This window comes from Geothrix oryzisoli, assembly GCF_022808865.1.
Taxonomy (GTDB): Bacteria; Acidobacteriota; Holophagae; order Holophagales; family Holophagaceae; genus Geothrix; species Geothrix oryzisoli.
Genome location: NZ_JAKZLB010000002.1, coordinates 216,725 through 235,188 on the forward strand (window position 1 = coordinate 216,725; position 18,464 = coordinate 235,188).

20 protein-coding genes are annotated in these 18,464 nt (G+C 69.7%); 5 read left to right on the forward strand and 15 right to left on the reverse strand.

The window, feature by feature from the left end; translation table 11 throughout:
• The first annotated feature begins 12 nt into the window (after positions 1–12).
• The 3 genes from MLE43_RS05725 (at position 13) to thiS (ending at position 1,766) form a co-directional block, all read left to right on the forward strand.
• Positions 13–300, forward strand: a complete 288-nt coding sequence (locus MLE43_RS05725) for a hypothetical protein (RefSeq protein ID WP_243302512.1) — start codon at positions 13–15, stop codon at positions 298–300.
• Between the two features lie 72 nt (positions 301–372).
• On the forward strand, positions 373–1,569 hold the full coding sequence (locus tag MLE43_RS05730; protein WP_243302513.1) for a trans-sulfuration enzyme family protein: 1,197 nt from the start codon (positions 373–375) through the stop codon (positions 1,567–1,569).
• Complete coding sequence (gene thiS, locus MLE43_RS05735; RefSeq protein WP_243302514.1) at positions 1,566–1,766, forward strand: sulfur carrier protein ThiS; 201 nt, start codon at positions 1,566–1,568, stop codon at positions 1,764–1,766. The genes MLE43_RS05730 and thiS overlap by 4 nt, the downstream gene beginning before the upstream one ends.
• Before the next feature lie 3 nt (positions 1,767–1,769).
• On the opposite strand, the gene MLE43_RS05740 is transcribed toward thiS, so the two are convergent.
• From MLE43_RS05740 to MLE43_RS05775, 8 genes are all read right to left on the reverse strand, one after another.
• Positions 1,770–3,452 carry a hypothetical protein gene (locus MLE43_RS05740; protein WP_243302515.1) on the reverse strand — a complete coding sequence of 561 codons (1,683 nt, stop codon included), beginning with the start codon at positions 3,450–3,452 and terminating at the stop codon, positions 1,770–1,772.
• Between the two features lie 121 nt (positions 3,453–3,573).
• Positions 3,574–4,701 (reverse strand): bifunctional diaminohydroxyphosphoribosylaminopyrimidine deaminase/5-amino-6-(5-phosphoribosylamino)uracil reductase RibD, encoded by a 1,128-nt coding sequence (ribD, locus tag MLE43_RS05745; RefSeq protein WP_243302516.1) that lies wholly within the window; start codon positions 4,699–4,701, stop codon positions 3,574–3,576.
• Entirely contained in the window at positions 4,694–5,611 is a 918-nt protein-coding gene (gene ftsY, locus MLE43_RS05750) for a signal recognition particle-docking protein FtsY (RefSeq protein WP_243302517.1), read from the reverse strand. Before ftsY ends, ribD begins: the two co-directional genes overlap by 8 nt.
• Before the next feature lie 72 nt (positions 5,612–5,683).
• The gene (locus tag MLE43_RS05755) at positions 5,684–6,055 is read right to left on the reverse strand and encodes a hypothetical protein (protein WP_243302518.1); all 372 of its coding nucleotides are present in this window, start codon (positions 6,053–6,055) and stop codon (positions 5,684–5,686) included.
• 49 nt (positions 6,056–6,104) lie between these two features.
• Positions 6,105–6,962, reverse strand: coding sequence for a tetratricopeptide repeat protein (locus MLE43_RS05760; protein ID WP_243302519.1), 858 nt, complete (start codon positions 6,960–6,962; stop codon positions 6,105–6,107).
• Positions 6,963–6,969: 7 nt separating this feature from the next.
• The gene (gene lon / locus MLE43_RS05765; protein ID WP_243302520.1) at positions 6,970–9,399 is read right to left on the reverse strand and encodes an endopeptidase La; all 2,430 of its coding nucleotides are present in this window, start codon (positions 9,397–9,399) and stop codon (positions 6,970–6,972) included.
• A gap of 296 nt (positions 9,400–9,695) precedes the next feature.
• On the reverse strand, positions 9,696–10,262 hold the full coding sequence (gene nrdR / locus MLE43_RS05770) for a transcriptional regulator NrdR (RefSeq protein WP_243302521.1): 567 nt from the start codon (positions 10,260–10,262) through the stop codon (positions 9,696–9,698).
• A 5-nt stretch (positions 10,263–10,267) separates the two neighbouring features.
• Positions 10,268–10,714: an OsmC family protein gene (locus tag MLE43_RS05775; protein WP_243302522.1), complete on the reverse strand. Its 447-nt coding sequence runs from the start codon at positions 10,712–10,714 to the stop codon at positions 10,268–10,270.
• A 119-nt stretch (positions 10,715–10,833) separates the two neighbouring features.
• Between MLE43_RS05775 and MLE43_RS05780 the strand changes: the two genes are divergently transcribed.
• Complete coding sequence (locus tag MLE43_RS05780) at positions 10,834–12,114, forward strand: RsmB/NOP family class I SAM-dependent RNA methyltransferase (protein ID WP_243302523.1); 1,281 nt, start codon at positions 10,834–10,836, stop codon at positions 12,112–12,114.
• Positions 12,115–12,214: 100 nt separating this feature from the next.
• Positions 12,215–12,574: a hypothetical protein gene (locus MLE43_RS05785; protein WP_243302524.1), complete on the forward strand. Its 360-nt coding sequence runs from the start codon at positions 12,215–12,217 to the stop codon at positions 12,572–12,574.
• 30 nt (positions 12,575–12,604) lie between these two features.
• Here MLE43_RS05785 and MLE43_RS05790 read toward each other — a convergent pair whose 3' ends face one another.
• The 7 genes from MLE43_RS05790 to MLE43_RS05820 all read right to left on the reverse strand — a co-directional run bounded on the left by MLE43_RS05790 (position 12,605) and on the right by MLE43_RS05820 (position 18,455).
• A complete protein-coding gene (locus tag MLE43_RS05790) occupies positions 12,605–13,171 on the reverse strand; it encodes a hypothetical protein (RefSeq protein ID WP_243302525.1) in 567 nt (188 codons plus the stop codon).
• Positions 13,172–13,234: 63 nt separating this feature from the next.
• The gene (locus MLE43_RS05795) at positions 13,235–13,585 is read right to left on the reverse strand and encodes a hypothetical protein (RefSeq protein ID WP_243302526.1); all 351 of its coding nucleotides are present in this window, start codon (positions 13,583–13,585) and stop codon (positions 13,235–13,237) included.
• A gap of 73 nt (positions 13,586–13,658) precedes the next feature.
• Positions 13,659–14,081, reverse strand: coding sequence for a hypothetical protein (locus tag MLE43_RS05800; RefSeq protein WP_243302527.1), 423 nt, complete (start codon positions 14,079–14,081; stop codon positions 13,659–13,661).
• 143 nt (positions 14,082–14,224) lie between these two features.
• Positions 14,225–15,286 (reverse strand): medium chain dehydrogenase/reductase family protein, encoded by a 1,062-nt coding sequence (locus tag MLE43_RS05805; RefSeq protein ID WP_243302528.1) that lies wholly within the window; start codon positions 15,284–15,286, stop codon positions 14,225–14,227.
• A gap of 326 nt (positions 15,287–15,612) precedes the next feature.
• Complete coding sequence (locus MLE43_RS05810) at positions 15,613–15,990, reverse strand: VOC family protein (RefSeq protein WP_243302529.1); 378 nt, start codon at positions 15,988–15,990, stop codon at positions 15,613–15,615.
• A gap of 72 nt (positions 15,991–16,062) precedes the next feature.
• Positions 16,063–17,658, reverse strand: coding sequence for a M28 family peptidase (locus MLE43_RS05815; RefSeq protein ID WP_243302530.1), 1,596 nt, complete (start codon positions 17,656–17,658; stop codon positions 16,063–16,065).
• A 62-nt stretch (positions 17,659–17,720) separates the two neighbouring features.
• Positions 17,721–18,455: an RsmE family RNA methyltransferase gene (locus MLE43_RS05820; protein WP_243302531.1), complete on the reverse strand. Its 735-nt coding sequence runs from the start codon at positions 18,453–18,455 to the stop codon at positions 17,721–17,723.
• Positions 18,456–18,464: the final 9 nt, after the last annotated feature.

Consider the following 18,464-nt stretch of genomic DNA (forward strand, 5'->3'; position numbering starts at 1 on the left):
GCATGCTGGGCCATGAGCAACGAGATCCCCCCCTCCCTCTCGGCCTGCCTCCCCGGCGTGGGTCACGTGTGCCAGGGCTGTGGGCGGATGATCGTGGACGCCGTGGAGGTGCCCGGCGAGGCCTTCCGCTGTCCTGACTGCCGGCACCTGGCCTCGGCCCCCGAGGAGGAGTTGACCCAGGCGGCCCTGTCCGACCAGGAGCCCACGGGTCAGTCCCACAGCCAGCCCACGGTGTGGCGGCTGGTGGCGGTCATCGCCTTCGCGGTGGTGGCCCTCGCCCTGGTCTTCTGGAAGTGGTAGGCCAGGCAGGGCTTCCGCGCCTATGCTGGGAGGCGGGAGCCCTGCTGCTCCGCCGAACCTGACGAGGCTGACATGCCCACGCCCTGGGGACCCACCACCACCGCCATCCATGCCGGGAGACACTTCAACCCCACCCGGGCCGTGACCACGCCGATCTTCCAGACCTCGGTGTTCCAGCTCATGGAGAACCGCGAGGGCGCGGAGTTCGCGGCCAGCATCGAGCCGCCGGCCTTCTATACCCGCTGGGGCAACCCCAACAGCAGCGAGGTCGAAGCCGTCCTGGCCGAGCTGGAAGGCGCCGAACGGGCCCTGGTGACCGCTTCGGGCATGGCGGCCTTCGCCCTCGTCTTCGAGGCCTTCCTGAAGAACGGCGACCACCTGGTGGCCCCCGCGGCCATCTACCTGGGCACCGAGCAGCTCATCCGCCGCTGGGAGGCCGAGCGGGGCCTCCAGGTCACCTGGGTGCAGAACACCCTGGACCTGGGCGAGTGGGAGGCGGCCCTCCGCCCCGAGTCGCGGATGATCTGGGTGGAGACGCCCTCCAACCCGACCCTGGCCCTCACGGACCTGGCCGGTGTGGCGGCCCTGGGCCGCCAGTACGGCGTCCGCACCGTGGCCGACAACACCTTCCCCAGCCCCATCCACACGAAGCCGGTGCGTCTGGGCATCGACCTCAGCGTGGCGTCCGCCACCAAGTACCTGGCCGGCCATTCGGATGTGGTGGCGGGAGTCATCGCCGGGCGGGACGCCGACGTGGTGGCCTGCTGGCACCTGACCAAGGTCATGGGCCCCACCCTGGACCCCATGGCCGCCTGGCTGCTGCACCGGGGCCTCAAGACCCTCGCCCTGCGCGTGCGCCGCGCCTCGGACAACGCCCAGGCCCTCGCCCAGTGGCTGCTCTGGCAGCCCCATGTGGCGCGGGTGGACTTCCCCGGCCTGCCCACCCATCCGGGCCACGAGATCGCCCTGCGCCAGATGGAGACGGGCTTCGGCGCCATGATCAGCTTCGAGCTCCGGGCGGGCCTGGAGGCCGGCCGCCGCTTCTGCGAGGCCCTGGAGATCATCACCCGGGGGGTGAGCCTCGGTGGCGTGGAAAGCCTCATCCAGCACCCCGCCAGCATGAGCCACCTGAAGACCCCCCCCGAGGTGAAGGCCCGCCTGGGCATCACGGACGGCCTGCTGCGGTTCTCCGTGGGCATCGAGGACCAGGCCGACCTTGTTGCGGACCTGGAGCAGGGCTTCCAGGCCGCCGCCCAGGGGGCCCCGTGAAGCTGCACCTCAACGGCGAGGTCCGGGAGGCGCCGGACCTGGCGACCCTGGCCGACCTGGCCGCCTGGCTGGACCTCCCGGCTTTCGGGAGCGCGGTGGAGCTGAATGGCGAAGTCATCCGCCGGGCCGACCACCCGGCCACGCCGCTCCGGGAGGGCGACCGGCTCGAGGTGGTGCGGCTGGTGGGCGGGGGCTGACGCTCAGTTCACCGTCAGGCCGAAGGAGATGGTGCCGCTCGTGTAGGTGCGGAGGGGATCCACACGCACGCGCACCACATAGGTCCCGGCGGGGAGGCTCGTCCGGTTGATGACGCCGTTGGCGCCGCTGGAGGCCTCGGCCCAGGTCAGCAGGCCGTAGGAGTCGAAGAGCTCCATCAGGAGGCCGCTGCCCGGGGTGGAGAGGGTCAGGGTCCGGGGGCCCGTGGAGCCCTGGACGAAGCGGAAGGCCTGTGCGGTGTCCCAGTCATAGAAGTAGCCCTGGGCGGGCCAGGTGGTGGAGAAGCTGCCGGAGGTGCCGATCGGGAGCGGAGACACGGTCCACAGGGTGGGCCCTTCCAGGTAGATGGACGAGGTGGGGTCCGTCCCGTTGCCCACGTTCTCCAGGTTCAGCTCGTTGGCGAGGGGCGTCGCGGCGGCCACGCCGGCGAGGCGCTTGAGGCCCGTGAGGTAGGTGGGATAGCAGGCCAGCGGGGTATTCCCGAATTCGTAGGGGTTCGGGGTGAAGGCGGGATTCGTGGCCTTCCACATCGTCTGCAGGCCCGCCTGGGTGCCGCTGAAGATGGCGGCATCCTTCCAGATGCCCCACAGGGTGCGGGCCACGGATCCCGGGTAGAACTCGCCACCGCCCGTGGGGGTGTAGCCCGTGTGCTGGTCCAGGCGGAAGACGGTCGGGAGGCCCCCGCCCGCCGGGATGTCATAGGACGCCGGATCGTTGCGGAAGGCGCTGGACAGGAAGCTGCTGAAGCCGCTCACGAAGGCGACGGCCGGCTCGGAGGGGTCGGCGGGAAGGACGAACGCGTTGTCGTTGTCGCGCCGGATGATGGTGCCGTAGCTGCCGTTGCTGTAGGCCAGGCTGTCATCGGAGAAGAGCAGGCGGGCGAAGGCCTCCTGCAGGACGCTGTCGTTGTAGGCGTCGGCGCCCCGATCCGCGGCGGCCGGAGCGGCGTACCGCACCTCGTGCTGGAAGATGGCGCGGCCGCCCAGGGTCGAGCTCTGCGTGAGCACGGCCGTCCCACCGGGGCCCGTGGCCGCGCTGGGATAGGTGGTGGCGGGGGTACCCGTATTCCAGAACGCGTAGAGCTCGGGGAGCTGAAGGGTCGGCTCGAGGCTGCGCATGCCCAGGGCGAAGGTCGTCATCTGGTCGGTGATGGCGAAGGCACCCGCTTCACCGGTGGACTCCAGGGCCCGCAGGGTGAGGTTGCCGCTGCTGTTGGCGGAGAGGTCGGCACTGGTGGTCGCCCAGGTCGTGATCTGGTTGAAGGCGTCCGCACTGGCGTAGGAGGCGGTGGGAACGGCCTTTTTGGCCTCTCCGTAGAAGTAGAAGCCAGTGCCGGAGGGGGCCGGGACCTCGGTACTGGCGTAGAGGGCCACATAGAAGGTGATGCCCTTGGGCACGCTGAACAGGCCCGTGCCGGCGGCATCGAGGACCCCCGAAGCCTCCACCCGGCCCGACGTGCTGTTCACCACCTGGGCATAGCTGTACCGCGTGGGGAGGGTGGCGACGGTCGTGCTGAAACCCGAGGCGGACAGGATCCGCTTCTCGTACTGCCCCTGGACCGTGACCGTGATCGTGTTGGAACCGCCGTTGCTGCCGCCCCCGCCACAGGCGGCCATGAGCAGGAGGCCAAGGAGGCCGGTGAGGACTCGCCAGGTGGGTCGACGCATGGAAACTCCAGGAGGGGGAACCCCAGTATGGATCAAGGGTCGTGCCAGGAGGGGGCGGGGGCCAGCCCAGGCACATCCAGACATTCCGGGTACGACCCTGGTCGACGGCTTGGACGCACCCCTAGCGCCAGACCTCCCAGCAGCCCTCCGCCCACCGGGCCTGGGCCCGCAGTCGCCAGGCGAGTGGGAGGGGCAGTTCCAGCGGGACGCCCCCCGCGGGAAGGTCGCTCTGGAAGCGGTGGAACTCATCGCCGAGCCCCTGGTCCAGGAAGGCCTGGACGAGGGTTCCCCCGCCCTCCACCAGCACCCGCCCGACCCCCCGGGCGGCGAGTTCGTGCAACAGATGGCGCAGACTGCAACCCCGGGGACCCGGAGGCAGGCGGAGGTCCTCCACCCCGCGCAGGGGTTCAGGATCGCCGGTGACGGCCCGCAGGGCGGGCTGCCCGGCCACGGGCTGCCAGACCCGCGCCCCGGCGGGCACTTGGCCGGCGTTGTCCATGACCACCCGGTGGAAGATCCGGTGGGGCGCCGTGGGCGCGGGCCAGCGGTCGGTGAGCTGGGGATCGTCCACCTCGGCCGTGTGGCGCCCCACGACGATGGCCTCCGCGGCCCGGCGCAGGGCGTGGCCCAGGCGCTGGACGGCGGGCGGCGTGATGGGGGTGGTCCGCCCCGCGGGGCCCAGGGACCCATCCGAACCCAGGGCCAGCTTGAGGCTCACCCAGGGCAGGCCCGTGCGGATGAGCTTGAAGAAGGGGGCATGGAACCGGGCGCAGGCCTCGCCGAGCACACCCTCTTCCACGGCGACCCCCTGGGCCCGCAGGATGGCCAGGCCACCGCCGTCCACCCGCGGATTGGGGTCGCGCACCCCCACCACCACCCGGGTTACGCCCGCCTGGAGGAGGGCCAGGGTGCAGGGGCCCGTGCGCCCCTGGTGGCAGCAGGGCTCCAGGGTCACGTAGGCGGTGGCGCCCCGCACGTCCTCGTCCCGGGCCTCGGCATCCCGCAGGGCCATGATTTCGCCGTGGGGATCCCCGGCCCGGGTGTGGACCCCGGCGCCGATCACCCGCCCCGCCTTCACCAGGACGCAGCCCACGGGAGGATTGGGGCTCGACAGACCCACGCCCTTGAGCCCCTCCCGCAGGGCCAGGGCCATGAAGCGGGCATCCCCGGAGAGGGCGTCTGGATCCGGCCAGGGGCCCCCTGTGGCCAGGGCCCAGGCCGTGTCCGGTGTGAGGGTCAGGTCAGGCATCCAGCAGCCCGTCCACGAAGGCCTCGGCCTCGAAGGGGATGAGGTCGTCCACGCCCTCGCCCACGCCCACGAAGGCGATGGGGAGCTTCAGGCGGTCCAGGATGGGCACCACCACCCCGCCCTTGGCGCTGCCGTCCAGCTTGGTGAGCACCAGGTCCGTGACTCCGGCCGTGCGGGCGAAGACCTCGGCCTGCTGCAGGCCGTTCTGGCCCGTGGTGGCGTCCAGCACCAGCAGCACCCGGTGGGGCGCATCCGGGATCACCTTCTGGAGGCTGCGGTGGATCTTGTCCAGCTCCTTCATGAGGTGGTCCTTGGTGTGCAGCCGCCCAGCGGTGTCGATGAGCACCCAGGGCGTCCCCTTGGCCTGGGCGCTGGTGGCCCCGTCGAAGGCGATGGCCGCGGGATCGCCGCCCATCTGGTTGCGGATCACCGGCACCCCGGCTCGCTCACCCCAGCGCTCCAGCTGGTCGATGGCGGCGGCCCGGAAGGTGTCGCCGGCCACCACCAGCACGCCCTCGCCCCGGGCCTTGAGGTGGGCCGCCAGCTTGCCCAGGGTGGTGGTCTTGCCCACGCCGTTGACGCCCACCAGGAGCACCACCTGGGTGCCAGAGGCCACGAAGGGGCGGGCCGGGCGCTGCCGGAGCTGCTTGAGCAGCTCGTCCTTCAGCACGGCCTTGGGGTCGATCTCGGACCCACCGCGCAGCTCGAAGCGGAGCCGGGCCATGAGCTGGTCCACGGCCCTCACTCCCAGGTCGGCCTGGAGGAGAAGATCCTCCAGCTCCTCCATCTGATCCTCGTCCAGGCGCCGCAGGCCCAGAAGGCGGCCCATGGGCGCCAGCACCAGGTCCTGGGTGCGTTTCAACCCCTGCTTGAATTTGTCGAACAGGCCACCCAGAAGACCCACGCCCACCTCGCCGCTCCAGTCTACCGAAGCGAGCTGGTTCCCGGGCCCGGATCGGGCGTTCCACGTGGAACAACCGGTCTAGAACCCCGGCTTTGCCCATGAACCCGAGGTCGGGGTGGGGGTGTACACGGGGGTGCGATCGGCCCAGGGCCAGGGATTGAAGTTCACGGTTCCCCCGGTACTCGAGGCCCATCCGGCCAGGGCGAAGAGCAGCAGGATGTCCGCCAGGGGGTTCACCAGGTGTGGCGGCTCGGGAGGGCGCAGGCTGCGTGGATCCACGGCGACCCGGGTGGACCACAGTGGCCGGGGTGCGGGGGGCGACCAGGGTCGTCCCAGCGCCTCGACCGGGCAGGTCAACTCCCGCGGCGGCCGGAAGGCTGGAACTGGCGGGGCCGCGTTGAAGGCCAGGGGCGGGAGCTGGAGGACGAGGGCGAAGGCTTCGGTGAGCATGGACCACCCCGCTGAAGCATGGGTTCCCCCGGCAAAGAGGACAAGGTTGTCAGCGTTCCTGGGGGTAGGCTGCCGCCATCTTCTCCGCCTGGCGGAGGTTCTCCTGGAGCACCGGATCGCCGGGCCGCAGGGCCAGGGCGGCCTTGAAGTCATCCCGGCTGGCGGCGTACTGCTTCAGGTTGAAGCGGGCGATCCCGCGGTTGAAGAGCGCCTCCATCTGGCCCGGGTCCAGCTTCAGGGCCTGGTCGAAGGCCGCCTGGGCCTCGGCCCAGGCTTTGTGCTGCAGCGCCGCGCGCCCCAGGTTATTCCAGGCATAGGCGGCCTTGGGGTTGGCCTGGACCGCCTGCTTGAGCACGGCAGTCGCCTCGTCGAACCGCCCCAGGTGGGAGAGCGCCTCGCCCTTCCAGCCCAGAGCCTCGGCGTCCTGGGGCTTCCGGGCGAGGAGCGTCCCAGCATGGGCGAGGAGGGCCTTCCAGTCCCCGGCCAGCCGTGCCTCGACGCAGGCGTTGGCATACCCTTCGACCTGGCCCAGCCGGCCGTTTTCCGCATGGGCCGCCATGGCCTCCCGGTGCCGCCCCAGCTGGCTGAGGGCCTGGGCTCGGTAGAGCCGGGCGGTGCTCAGGCGGGGCTTCCCCTTCCCTTCGAGCTGGGGGAGGAGGATCTTGCAGGCGTCTGCGAGGCGGGCCCAACGCTGGCTGCGGTTCAGGGCCTGGAGCCAGTACTCGTAGTGTTGGCGGCGGACCTTGGGAGGGGCCTTCTCGAACCAGTTGGCCAGGCCCGGCCAGTCGTCGGCCTGGATGAGTGCCTCCATGGCGGGCGGTAGGCCCTGGTTGGTGCTCATTTCCAGCACCTGGGTCTGGACGGCCGGGGGTTTGGGCGGAGGGACCGCGGCGAAGGGCATCAGCATGGGGATCTCAGCGCCTGGCCTTGGACTTGACCTTGGGCTTGACCTTGGGCTTGACCACCGGCGCCCCAGGCCGCTTCCAGCCCACCAGGGCCTGCTCGAAGACCTCCTCCACATGCTTCACGGGGTGGAAGCGCAGCTGCTTTCGCAGTTCGGGATCGATCTCCTCCAGGTCCTTCTGGTTGGCGTGGGGGATGAGGATGTCCTTGATGCCCAGCCGGAGGGCCGCCAGGGCCTTCTCCTTGAGCCCGCCGATGGCCAGGGCCTCGCCCCGCAGGTCGATCTCGCCGGTCATGGCCAGGGTGTTCTTCACCGGGATGTCCTTGAGCACGGACAGCAGCACGGTGGCGATGGCCAGGCCCGCGCTGGGGCCGTCCTTGGGGATGGCGCCCTCGGGGAAGTGGATGTGGAGATCCTGCTTCTGGAACACCTCGGGATCGATCTGGAAGGCCTCGCCCCGGCTGCGGATGTAGCTGAGAGCCGCCTGGGCGCTCTCCTTCATGACGTCGCCCAGCTGGCCCGTGAGGGTGAGCAGGCCCTTGCCCGGCATCTTCAGGGCCTCCACGAACAGCACGTCGCCGCCCACCGAGGTCCAGGCCAGGCCGGTCACGACGCCCACTCGGGGCGCCTTCAGCCGCTCGTCCTGGAGGAGCTTCACGGGGCCCAGCAACTCGTGGATGGCGTCGTCCGTGAGCACGAGCTTCTTCTTCAGGGCGTTCTCGGCCACCCGGCGGGCCACCTTGCGGCAGACGGCGCCGAGTTCGCGCTCCAGCTGGCGCAGGCCCGCCTCACGCGTGTAGCCCGTGATGATGGCCTTCAGGGCCTTCCTGGGGATGGACAGCTGCTGGCGCGTGACGCCGTGCTTCTCCAGCTGCTTGGGGATCAGATGCCGCTCAGCGATGCCCAGCTTCTCCTCCAGCGTGTAGCTGTTGAGGTAGATGATCTCCATGCGGTCCTTGAAGGCCGGGTGGATGGGCTCCAGTTCGTTGGCGTTGGCCAGGAAGAGCACCTGGCTGAGGTCCAGGGGCACGTTCAGGTAGTGGTCGCGGAAGGTGTGGTTCTGCTCGGGGTCCAGCACCTCCAGCAGGGCCGCGCTGGGGTCGCCGCGCTGGTCGCGGCCGATCTTGTCCACCTCGTCGAGCATGATCACGGGGTTCATGCTCTTCACCTGGTGCAGGGCCTGCACGATGCGACCGGGCATGGCGCCGACATAGGTGCGGCGGTGGCCCCGGATCTCGCTCTCATCGTGCACGCCGCCCAGCGAGATGCGCGAGTACTTGCGCCCCAGGGCCCGGGCAATGGACTTGCCGAGCGAGGTCTTGCCCACGCCCGGGGGGCCCACGAAGCAGAGGATGGTGCCGCGCAGATCCGGCTTCAGCTTGCGCACCGCCAGGAACTCCAGCAGGCGGTCCTTGATCTTGGCCAGGCCGAAGTGGTCCTCGTCCAGCACGGCCTGGGCCTGCGTGAGGTCCAGGTTGTCCTCGGTGAAGGTGCCCCAGGGCAGCTCCGTCATCCATTCCAGGTAGGTCCGCGTCACGGCGGTCTCGCTGGAGTCGGGATGCATGCGCTCCAGCTTCTTGAGGTTGCGCTCGATCTCGACCAGCGGCTCGTCGGGCACCTTCATCTTGGCCAGCTTGTCGCGGAAGGCCGTGACCTCCTCGGCCAGTTCCGACCCCTCGCCCAGTTCCTGCTGGATGGCCTTGAGCTGCTGGCGGAGGTAGTACTCCCGCTGGCTCTTGTCCATCTCGCCGCGGGCCTCCATGGTGATCTTCTGCTGGACCTCCAGGAGCTGGATCTCCCGCATGAGCAGCTCGTTCACGCGCTTGAGCCGCTGCCCGGGGTGGGCGATCTCCAGCACCTCCTGGGTCTGCTGCAGCTTGAGGTCCAGGTTGGAGGCCACCAGATCCGCCAGGCGACCCGGATTGTCCAGGTTGCCCGCGATGACGAGCACCTCCTGGGGCAGGGTCTTGCCCAGGGCCACGGCCTTCTCCAGCGTCTGCTTCACGCTGCGCAGGAGGGCGTCCTGCTCCAGATCCGGGGATTTCATCTCCGGTTCGGCCAGGGGCTCCACCCGGGCCTTGAAGAGGTTTTCCGTCTCGGTGAAGTACTCCACGCGGACCCGCTGCAGGCCCTGCACCAGGGCCCGGATGCGGCCGTCCGGCAGCTTCAGCACCCGCATGATGAGAGCCGCCGTACCCACCTGGTACAGGTCCTCGGGCTTGGGGTTGTCCATCTCCGTCTGCTTCTGCGACAGCAGCAGGATCATGCGGTTCTCCACCAGGGCCGTGTCCACGGCCCGGATGGACTTCTCCCGGCTGACGCTGAGGGGGAGGATCACGTAGGGATAGACCACCACGTCCCGCAGGGGCAGGACCGGCAGCTCTTCGGGCAGCTTGGGCTGTTCCTCGGTGGGAGTGGGCAAAAGAACGTCGTCGGCCACGGAAACCTCGGCCTTCAGGATACCCTCAGAGCGCCCAACAAGACCCGACGATGCCGCGAGTAAGCCAGGCGGGATGCACCGGAAGGAAGGGCCCGCAGGGCGATGCGGGACATCGTTCAAGGGCCCTGACCCCACGGGGCGCCCGCCTGGCTTTCTCCCTCCGGGCGAGGGGTGGCGGGCGTCGCGATGCTTCGTCACACTCGTCGCGCGTAGGGCCCGCTACGCATCGACCCGCGTTCCTCGCCGCCCTCGCCCGGCACCCCTCGCGCGGTGTCGTGGGGTCTTGTTGGGCGCTCTTACTTCTTGCGGGTCCTCAGGGTCGGAGCCTCGGCCTCGCCGGGGAACAGCGCGGGAGAGATGGGTTTGACGGGTTCCGGCGCCGCGCCCCGCTCCATGGCCTCTTTGTGGGCCTCCTTGTGCATGAGGCCCTCCAGGGCCTTCACGAAGTCGGGCAGGTCCTTGAAGTCGCGGTACACGCTGGCGAACCGCACATAGGCCACCTGGTCCAGGGCCTTCAGCTCGTCCATGACCAGCTCGCCCAGTTCGCGGCTGCGGATCTCGCGGTCCGGCCGCTCCATGAGCCGGGCCTGCACGTCGGCCACCAGCTCCTCGATGCGGGCCAGGGACACGGGCCGCTTCTGGCAGGCCAGCAGCAGGCCCTTCATGAGCTTCTGCCGGTCGAAGGGTTCGCGCCGCCCGTCCTTCTTGAGGATCACCAGGGGCACCTCCTCCACCCGCTCGTAGCTGGTGAAGCGGCGGGCACAGGACAGGCACTCCCGGCGGCGGCGGATGGAATCGCCCTCGCGGGACTCGCGCGAGTCCACCACCTTGTCCTCGATGTGCCCGCAGAAGGGACAGCGCACGGAACCTAGACCTCCACGACGCGGGGTTCCATGACCACCTCGCAGGTGACGGAATTCGCCACGAAGCAGTACTTGTGGGCCTTCTCGAAGAGTTCCACCACCTTGGCCATGCCGGTGCCGCGGGGCACGCGGATGGTCGGACGCAGATGCACCTGGGTGATGCGCGTGACCTTGTCCACCGTGTCGAGCACGGCCTCGGCGTGGTCCTCGTAGCCCACCACATCGACCTTGGCCTTCGCGCAGAGGGCCAGGAAGGTGAGCATGTGGCAGGTGGCGAGCGCCGAGCCGAGGAGGTCCTCGGGGTTCCAGCGGCCGCCGTCGCCGGCGTATTCCGGCGCGCTGCTCACGGCCAGGGGGTGCTTGCCGGGGGTGGTGACGGTGGCGTTGCGGGAATAGCTGGCGTCGTGGGTGTTGCCGGTCCAGGAGAGGGTGAGGGGATAGCGGTGGGCCATGGGGTTCTCCTCGGGGAAGCCTGCGCCCAGGATGCCACAGCCGGCGTGCCAGGCCGGATTCTCCCGGCCGGCGTTCGCGCCCTTCGCGGTTCCGGCCTTTCCAGCGATGATGGGACTCCATGCCGACCCCCGCCCGCCTCCACGTCGCCCACGCCCTTCACGAAGTGTTCGGAGAGAAGGGCCGCGTCCCGGACATCTGGGATCGCGACCTGGGGGAGGACGCCGCCCTGGCCCAGGCCCTGCTGGGGCTCTGCCTGCGCCGCTGGGGGCGGCTCCAGGCCTGGGTGAAGCCCAAGCTGAAAGATCCCGCCCGGGGCGTGCCTCTGGGCACCCAGGTCGCCCTGGCCATGGGGCTCGTGCAGCTGGCCTGGCTCCCCGGCGTCAGCGACCACGCGGCCGTGAACGAGGCCGTGGAGCTGGCCGCCACCCGCGACCTGGGTTTCGTGCCCCACAAGGGGCTCGTGAACGCCATCCTGCGCCGGGCCGCCAAGGACCGCGCCGGTCTTGCCGCCGAGCTGGAGGCCCTGCCCGCCACCCTGGACCGTCCGCCCGCCGCCGAGCGGGCCCTGCGGGCCGCGCTCGTCCCCCATGGCGCAGTGGCCGACCTGGAAGTCCTCTGGGCCCGGCTTCAGCAGCCCCCCCGGCCCAGCTTCCGGGTGCTGGCGGGCGAGCCCCCGGAGGGGCTGGTGCCGGATCCCCAGCTGCCGGATTGCCTCCGCCTGGCGGAAGGGCTGCCCTTCCCCCGCCCCTGGCTGGAGGCAGGCCACGGCATGGTGCAGGACCGCAGCTCCCAGGCCCTCCTGTCCTACCGCTGGGACCGTCCCGTGACCCGCATCCTCGACGCCTGCGCCGCTCCGGGCGGCAAGACCACGACCCTGGCCCGGCGCCACCCCGGGGCCCAGCTCACGGCCCTGGAGGTGCATCCCCGGCGGGTCGCCCGCCTGCGGCAGACCCTCCAGCAGCGGGGGATCGAGGCCCAGGTCGTCCAGGCCGACGCGGCCGAGTGGCTGGAGCGCAGCGAAGGGGCCTTCGACCTCATCCTCCTGGATGCCCCCTGCAGCGGCAGCGGCACGATCCAGAAGCATCCCGAGTGGCCCTGGCTGGTGCATGACGACCTGCCCCGCCTCACTGGCCTCCAGCGGCGCCTCCTGACCGCTGCCGCGGAGCGCCTCGCCCCCGGGGGCCTGATCATCTACGCCGTGTGCTCCTGGCTGCCCGAAGAGGGCATCGCCCACCGCGACTGGCTGGCGGAGGCCCGACCCGACCTGCGGCCCACGGCCGTGTGGCCCGCCGCCCTGGGGGCGCCCGCCGAGGTCGAAGGCGAACTCACCGCCTGCTTCCGGCCGCATCCCCTCCGCTGGGAAGGGGAGGGCTTTCAGGCGTTCGCCCTGACCCGCTGAGCGGCGGAAGCCGGACGGAAGGATCTTCGGGCCGCCCTCCTCATCCCGGGGCTATGATCGTTCCGTTTCTTCGTCCCGGACCTGCCCGGCAGGGGTTCCCATGTTGCGGATCAAGCGGATCGACGACCTGGATGAGCTGCGCGCCCAGTCTTTTCCCCCACCCTATGCCCTGGTGGAAACCCTCGAGGACACCCAGGAGCGGGGCGAGGCATGGTGGGTTCTCATGGCCTATGAGGAGGGCGCCTGCCGGGCCGGCTGGGTGGTCGGGTTCCCGGAATCCGGGGCCTCGCGGTTCTTCACGGAGGGGGATGAACTGATCGGCCACTGGGATGGGGAGCGCGAGCTCTTTCTCCCGGAGGATGGCCCGCCCCTGGATCTCCGGGGCCACCCGGTATCCCTGGCCGCCATCGAAGAGGACGAAGAAGAGGAGGATGCCGAGGAGGAGGAGCGGAGGCGCTAGGACGCAGGACCGGGCTCCTCCGCCGGGAGGTCAGTCCGCCGGCGGGCGCTTCAGCTCCGGCAGTCCGGGCTGGCGGCGCCAGAAGTGGTTGCGGCTGTAGACCGCATAGGGCCTGTCCGTCTGGGCGATTTCGAACGTCTCGATGAACTCGTGGTTCGAAATCAATTCGTAGGTCTCCCTGGCCTTCCACGAACTTGGAACATTTTCGAGTTGCTCGCTTTCGAACACCAGCTTTGAAGGCGTGCTCAAGGTGGAGTTCAGGGCATAGGTGACCACAAAGCCTTCCTGGTGGAATTGCCTGAAGAGAAAGGTCTTCCGCTTGCGGTCATAGCTGAAGAGGCTCCAGTGTTCATGCACTTCGCCCGTCTTGTTCTTGGCTTGAGGGGGAAAGGCGGAGGTGTTCCGCTCATGGAGGAAGCGGTGGTTCAGGATGAACTCATAGCGGCGGTCGGCCGTGCCCGCGCCGGGTTCACCGGTGGCCACGCCTTGCCACTCACCGACCAGGAACCGGAGGGGCGCCCAGGCATCCGGCTTCGGGTCCTGGGCCTGGGTGGTGGATCCGACCAGGCAGAACAAAGCCAGCGCGAAGGGGACCATGTGGACTCCGGGGTGATTGTTGAATGGCGGATGGCGTGAAGGATCAAGCCGCCGAGGAGGGCCTTAAAGGGAGGCTTCCAGGAAGGAGAGAACCCGCTCGACGATCACGAGTGGGTGGCCGGTCGGTTCCACTCCGATGGACACGTGCCCGCGGGACACCGGAATGACCAGTTCGTAGAAGTTGCCATACCGGATAATGACCCACCTGGCCCCGCCGCAATCAATGTTGCCTCGCTGGGTCACCAGCTTCAACAGGGTCGGATTCACGATCAGTTCTTCGTACTTGTCCGATTCCGAGCTGCTCGCGCCCGCGATCCCCGGCCGTTGCGCGGACAGATGGACCCCATCCAGGTAGGTGGCGACATACCGAATCTCGGGCGCCTGGGCGAACAGGCCTTCAATGAGGATGGACATGGCGCCTCCTTGATGGGGTGGCATCGCAAGGGAACCCGGGAGCGCCGGCCTCGAGGCGCGGAGCCAGGGGAGGTCAGGCTGCGATCCCCATTTTAAACAGGCGTCGCGTGTTTGGTAGAACGAGGTAGATAAATTGGAGCGTCAGGACCATTACCATGGACACCATGATCCATTTCATGGACCGCGGGGTGACCTCCACAAGAAGGTAGCTGAATATGAGATTTTCGCCCATAAGGGCTTCATTTTTAATAACAGAACTCAGGGCCCAGACGCACATGGCATTCTGCATGATCAAAGAAGCCAGGGTCAGCCATCGCACGATTTTGTTTAATTTTAACAACCCGAACCCAAACAATACGGAGGCAAGGGTCAGATCCATGCTGAAGCGATGCTGAACGACAGATAAGACGGTACCCGCAAGGCTCAAGACGCCTTGAAGGAGCAGGAACCAGGCCGTCAGTTTCAATGGCGGTGGAATGGGGGGATTCAGGAGCATGGGAGGCCGGAGGAACGGGGCCCCCCGGACCCACTGGCACGGGGTGCGGGGCGGAGCCGAGGCGGCGGGAGGACGAGAAAGAGCGGAGGGCACGCGGGCGGGTTTGGACTCGAGCGGACGATCGGGAAGGTCGGAAGCACGGCTCAGGCCCCCTTCCCAGAGGCATCCTGGCAGAGGAGCACGATCTTGCCGACCACGCCCCCCTTCTCCAGCAGCTCCTGCGCTTGTCTCGCCTCGGCCAGGGGGAACCGGCACGCGACGATCGGGGCGATCTGCTGCCGCTGGAGGAGGTCGAGCAAGGCGATCAGATCCTGGCGGAACAAGTCCGGCTTCAGCCGCTTGAGGGTCTGGATGCTGTAGGGGACCACCCGCTTCCGGCCCGGGAGGAGCCAGCCCCCGAGGATGTAGAGCCCGAAGATGGCCGTGCCCCGAAAGCGCTGACGGCGCCCCGGGCGGCTGGAGGTCAATCCTTCCCCGCGCAAGGAGGTGGCAAGGCCATAACCCACCACCCTCCCGCCCGGGCGAAGCGCCTGGCGGGATCTCCAGAGGTGGGCCCCCCCGATGGGGTCGAAGACGACATCCACGCCCCCGTCCGTCAGGCGGTGGATCTCTTTCACGAAGTCCTGGTGCCGGTAGTCGATCGGGGTGGCGCCCAGTCCGGACACAGTCGCCGCCCCTCGCGCCGAGCAGGTCCCGTACAGCTCCAGCCCGGCGAGGCGCCCCAGCTGCAGGAGCGCCGTGCCGACGCCGCCGGCCGCGCCGTGGATCAGCGCCCGCTGGCCCGCCTGGACCTTCGCGGCATGGCGCAGCATCTGATAGGCCGTGATGTAGTTGAGCACGAGGCTCACGGCTTCCGCGGCATCCAGTCCCGGCGGCACCGGGACGAGTTCCCGTTGCGGCAGGCAGACGAACTCCGCGTAGGCCCCGTGGATCGGCATCGCGGCCACCAGCTGGCCCGGCTCGAGGCCAGAGACACCATCGCCGAGCCGGTCCACCTCACCCACGAGATCCCACCCCGGCGTGAAGGGTGGCGTAGGCGTTTCGGGATGGATGCCCTCGCGTGCCAGCACGTCGGGCAGGGCCACACCTGCGGCGTGCACCCTCACCCGCACCTCACCGGGCCCGGGCTCGGGGCACGCCTCCTCAAGGACCTGGAGGACCTGGGGCCCACCGTACTGAGTCACCACGATGCGCGTGTGTCTCATAGACCCCCCCTCCTCCCTCGCCGGGTCGAAGCTCCTGCGGCCTGATGGGTGAAGATAGTCCGGTCAGGCGCCTGCGCCCGGATCCCTTTGAGCCCGAGGGGGATCAGGCCGCGGCCTTCCCCGGCTCAGCCAGGGGGGCTGGAACGGCCATCCAAACACGGTGGCGCAGGGCCGGCGGGTCACCTCCGCGTCGGGAGTGACGAGCTCCAGGTCGTGGATCGGGCTGGCGGTGGATTCCAGGAGAGAGGCTTCTTCAGTCCTGAATCCTGGCGATGATCCAGCCCTTCACGACGGCCTCGCGGACGAAGCCAAGCGCAAGGATGAATTCAGCCTCCGGGGGAGTCTGGAGGTTGCCACAGTTCAAGGCGATTCCCCTCGGGATCCATGACCCATCCGAATTTTCCGAACTCAGATTCATCAACCTTGGAATCAACCTCGCAACCTTCGGAGCGCAGGGCCGCGAGCACAGCGTGGAGGTCTTCGACCACATAATTCACCATGAAGGGCGCCTTGCTGGGGGCGAAGGCTTCGGATGAATCCGGGGAGATGCTCCAGACGGTGGCCCCGTTTGGACGGTTCCATGGGAAAGCCGCGCCGCCCCAGGCTTGAACCTCGATGCCCAGGTGGGCCTGGTACCAGGCCCGAAGCGCCTCTGGATCACGGGCCTTGAAGAAAATCCCACCAATTCCGACGACTCGTTTCATGAGGGCACCTGGATGGGTTGTGGCCTTGAGAACGGGCCTGGGTGGGCGGGGCCGCAAGACGGAAAGGGCGGGCTAGCGGGCGGCTTTGAAGGCGGGTCTGGTGGGGGCGCTGGCCACGGCCTGGCCGAGGTCGAAGGTGAATTGGGCCTGCTGTACCATGCCGCGCAGGTCCCAGGCGGGGTCGTACTCGTCGGTGACCTGGTGGTACCGCTGGCCGTAGGCGGCGGCCTTGGCCCTTAGGGCGGCGGGATCCTGACCCAGGAAATCCCGGCCGCCCCCCACGGACAGGGCGGGCACGCCGGCCTGCACGAAGCTGTAGTGGTCGGAGCGGAAGTAGCCGCCGCCGAGGTCGGGCCGGGGGGGCGCGACGGCGAGGCCCGAGGCCTTGGCCACGGCGAGGCCCAGGTCGCCCAGGGTGCTGCGGTTGGCGAAGGGCAGGCCGATGTCCCGGGTGGGGGCCACGAAGTTGAGGCTGTCCAGGTTGAGATCCGCCGCGGTCCTGGCGAGGGGCCAGAGGGGGGCGGCGGCATAGGCCTTGGAACCCAGGAGCCCCTGCTCTTCCCCGCACACAAAGAGGAACATCTGGCTGCGGCCCGCCGGGGCCTGGATGGCCGCCTGGGCCATGGCCAGCAGGGCCGCGCAGCCCGAGGCGTTGTCCACGGCGCCGTTGTAGATGCCGTCGGCCTCCTGGCCGGGATGGGTGTCGGGGGCCGGGGCCGCGCCTTTGCCCAGGTGATCCCAGTGGGCCGAGTAGATGACGACCTCCTCCTTCAGGGCCGGGTCGGAGCCGGGTACCACGCCCGCCACATTGAACTGCTCGACGGTGCGCACCGCGCTGGCGAGGGTGCCCTTGAGCCGCAGGTCCAGGGGGATGGGCCGGAAATCGCGCTGCTGGGCCTGGGCCCGCAGGGCATCGAGATCCTGTCCCCCCTGCTTCACGAGGGCCCGGGCGACGGCTTCGGTGACCCAGCCTTGGAGGGGGGTGCCCTCGGGGCCCCGGGCCAGTTGGAAGCGCTCGGCGTCCCAGCCGTTGCGCACCACGGGCCAGCCGTAGCTGGCGGAGGCCGTGGTGTGGACCAGCAGGATCCCGGCGGCCCCCTGACGGGCGGCCTCCTCGAATTTGTAGGTCCACCGGCCGAAGTAGCTGAGGTCGGGGCCCTCGAACAGGTTCGGCTCGGCCGCCGTGGGCGCCGGCTCGTTCACCAGCACCAGCAGGAGCTTGCCCTTGAGGTCCACACCCTTGAAGTCGTCCCAGTGGTCCGCGGGCGAGTGGATGCCGAAGCCCGCGAACACCACGGGCGCATCGAAGGCCTGGTCGGCCTTTGCGACGCCGGAGCCGTAGACGATCTCAGATCCGAAGGCGGGGGTGGCGCAGGCGCCTCCACCCAGGAAGCTAACGGTGCTGCGGCCCGTCAGCGTGCGGAGGCCCAGGAGGGCGACGGGCTGGCGGTACGAAGCGCCCCGGGCGGGCTTCAGCCCCAGGGCCTGCAGCTGGGTCTCCAGGTAGCGCACGGTCAGCTCGGCCCCGCGCTGGCCCGTGCCCCGGCCCTCGAGCAGGTCGTCGGCCAGGAAGGCCAGGTGGGCGCGCAGTGGGCCCTCCTGCACCGGAGGCGGCGCCGCCTGGGCGAAGAGAGGGAGGGCGGCCAGGAGGGTGGGCAGGGCGCGCATGGAGGCTCCGGGGATCCTCCCCAGTTTACCTCGCAACACGTGGTTTTATCCGGAAGAGAGCCCTAGAGGGTTTTTCCCAATTCGAACTGCACGGCTCCCAGCAGCGCCACGGGAGCCGTGACGGCCCGGAGGATGCTGCGACCCAGGCTGACGGGCTGCCAGCCCGCGGCGGCCAGGGCCGTGAACTCGGCCTCCGTGATGCCGCCCTCGGGGCCGCTGGTGAAGGCCAGGGGCTCCCGGCGCAGGACCGGGTTGGTCTGGCCGGTGGCCAGCTCGTAGGCGACCCACTTCTGGGGCGCCTCCCAGGCCGCCAGGGCGGCGAAGGGGACGGGCGGCCGGAGGTCGGGCCGGCGGCTGCGGTGGCTCTGCTCGCAGGCGGACTGGATGAGGCGGGCCCAGCGCTCCATGCGGGCGGCGGTCTTGGCGGAATCGTACTCGCTGCGGGCGTAGACGACGGGCTGGATGAGGGTGGCGCCCAGCTCCACGAGCGGGGGCAGCCACTCGTCGAAGAGGCTCAGCTGCGCGGGCAGGGGCAGGCAGGCCTGGAGGGCGATGGGCGGCTCCCGGTCCTCGTGCAGGGGCGCCACCAGGCGCGCCAGGGCCTGGCCCCGGTCCAGTTCGGCGAGGTCCGCCCGCCAGACCTGGTCCCCCAGCACCAGCTCCAGGGCATCGCCGGGCTTCAGGCGCAGGGCCTTGAGGTGCCGGGCGGCCTCGGCACCCAGGGGCACGGCGAGGTTCTCGACGGCGGGCGGCGAACCGGCAAGGGGCGCATCGAGGAAGAGGCGGGGGACGCTCACGGGGACCAT

Excerpts from the sequence above, each read along its gene's own strand:
- MLE43_RS05810 (WP_243302529.1), bottom strand. The coding sequence starts at position 15,990 with ATGAAACGAGTCGTCGGAATTGGTGGGATTTTCTTCAAGGCCCGTGAT.
- MLE43_RS05740 (WP_243302515.1), bottom strand. The coding sequence starts at position 3,452 with ATGCGTCGACCCACCTGGCGAGTCCTCACCGGCCTCCTTGGCCTCCTG.
- MLE43_RS05785 (WP_243302524.1), top strand. The coding sequence starts at position 12,215 with ATGTTGCGGATCAAGCGGATCGACGACCTGGATGAGCTGCGCGCCCAG.
- MLE43_RS05790 (WP_243302525.1), bottom strand. The coding sequence starts at position 13,171 with ATGGTCCCCTTCGCGCTGGCTTTGTTCTGCCTGGTCGGATCCACCACC.
- MLE43_RS05730 (WP_243302513.1), top strand. The coding sequence starts at position 373 with ATGCCCACGCCCTGGGGACCCACCACCACCGCCATCCATGCCGGGAGA.
- MLE43_RS05780 (WP_243302523.1), top strand. The coding sequence starts at position 10,834 with ATGCCGACCCCCGCCCGCCTCCACGTCGCCCACGCCCTTCACGAAGTG.
- MLE43_RS05805 (WP_243302528.1), bottom strand. The coding sequence starts at position 15,286 with ATGAGACACACGCGCATCGTGGTGACTCAGTACGGTGGGCCCCAGGTC.
- MLE43_RS05800 (WP_243302527.1), bottom strand. The coding sequence starts at position 14,081 with ATGCTCCTGAATCCCCCCATTCCACCGCCATTGAAACTGACGGCCTGG.
- MLE43_RS05815 (WP_243302530.1), bottom strand. The coding sequence starts at position 17,658 with ATGCGCGCCCTGCCCACCCTCCTGGCCGCCCTCCCTCTCTTCGCCCAG.
- MLE43_RS05795 (WP_243302526.1), bottom strand. The coding sequence starts at position 13,585 with ATGTCCATCCTCATTGAAGGCCTGTTCGCCCAGGCGCCCGAGATTCGG.
- MLE43_RS05775 (WP_243302522.1), bottom strand. The coding sequence starts at position 10,714 with ATGGCCCACCGCTATCCCCTCACCCTCTCCTGGACCGGCAACACCCAC.
- MLE43_RS05725 (WP_243302512.1), top strand. The coding sequence starts at position 13 with ATGAGCAACGAGATCCCCCCCTCCCTCTCGGCCTGCCTCCCCGGCGTG.
- MLE43_RS05755 (WP_243302518.1), bottom strand. The coding sequence starts at position 6,055 with ATGCTCACCGAAGCCTTCGCCCTCGTCCTCCAGCTCCCGCCCCTGGCC.
- MLE43_RS05760 (WP_243302519.1), bottom strand. The coding sequence starts at position 6,962 with ATGCTGATGCCCTTCGCCGCGGTCCCTCCGCCCAAACCCCCGGCCGTC.
- ribD (WP_243302516.1), bottom strand. The coding sequence starts at position 4,701 with ATGCCTGACCTGACCCTCACACCGGACACGGCCTGGGCCCTGGCCACA.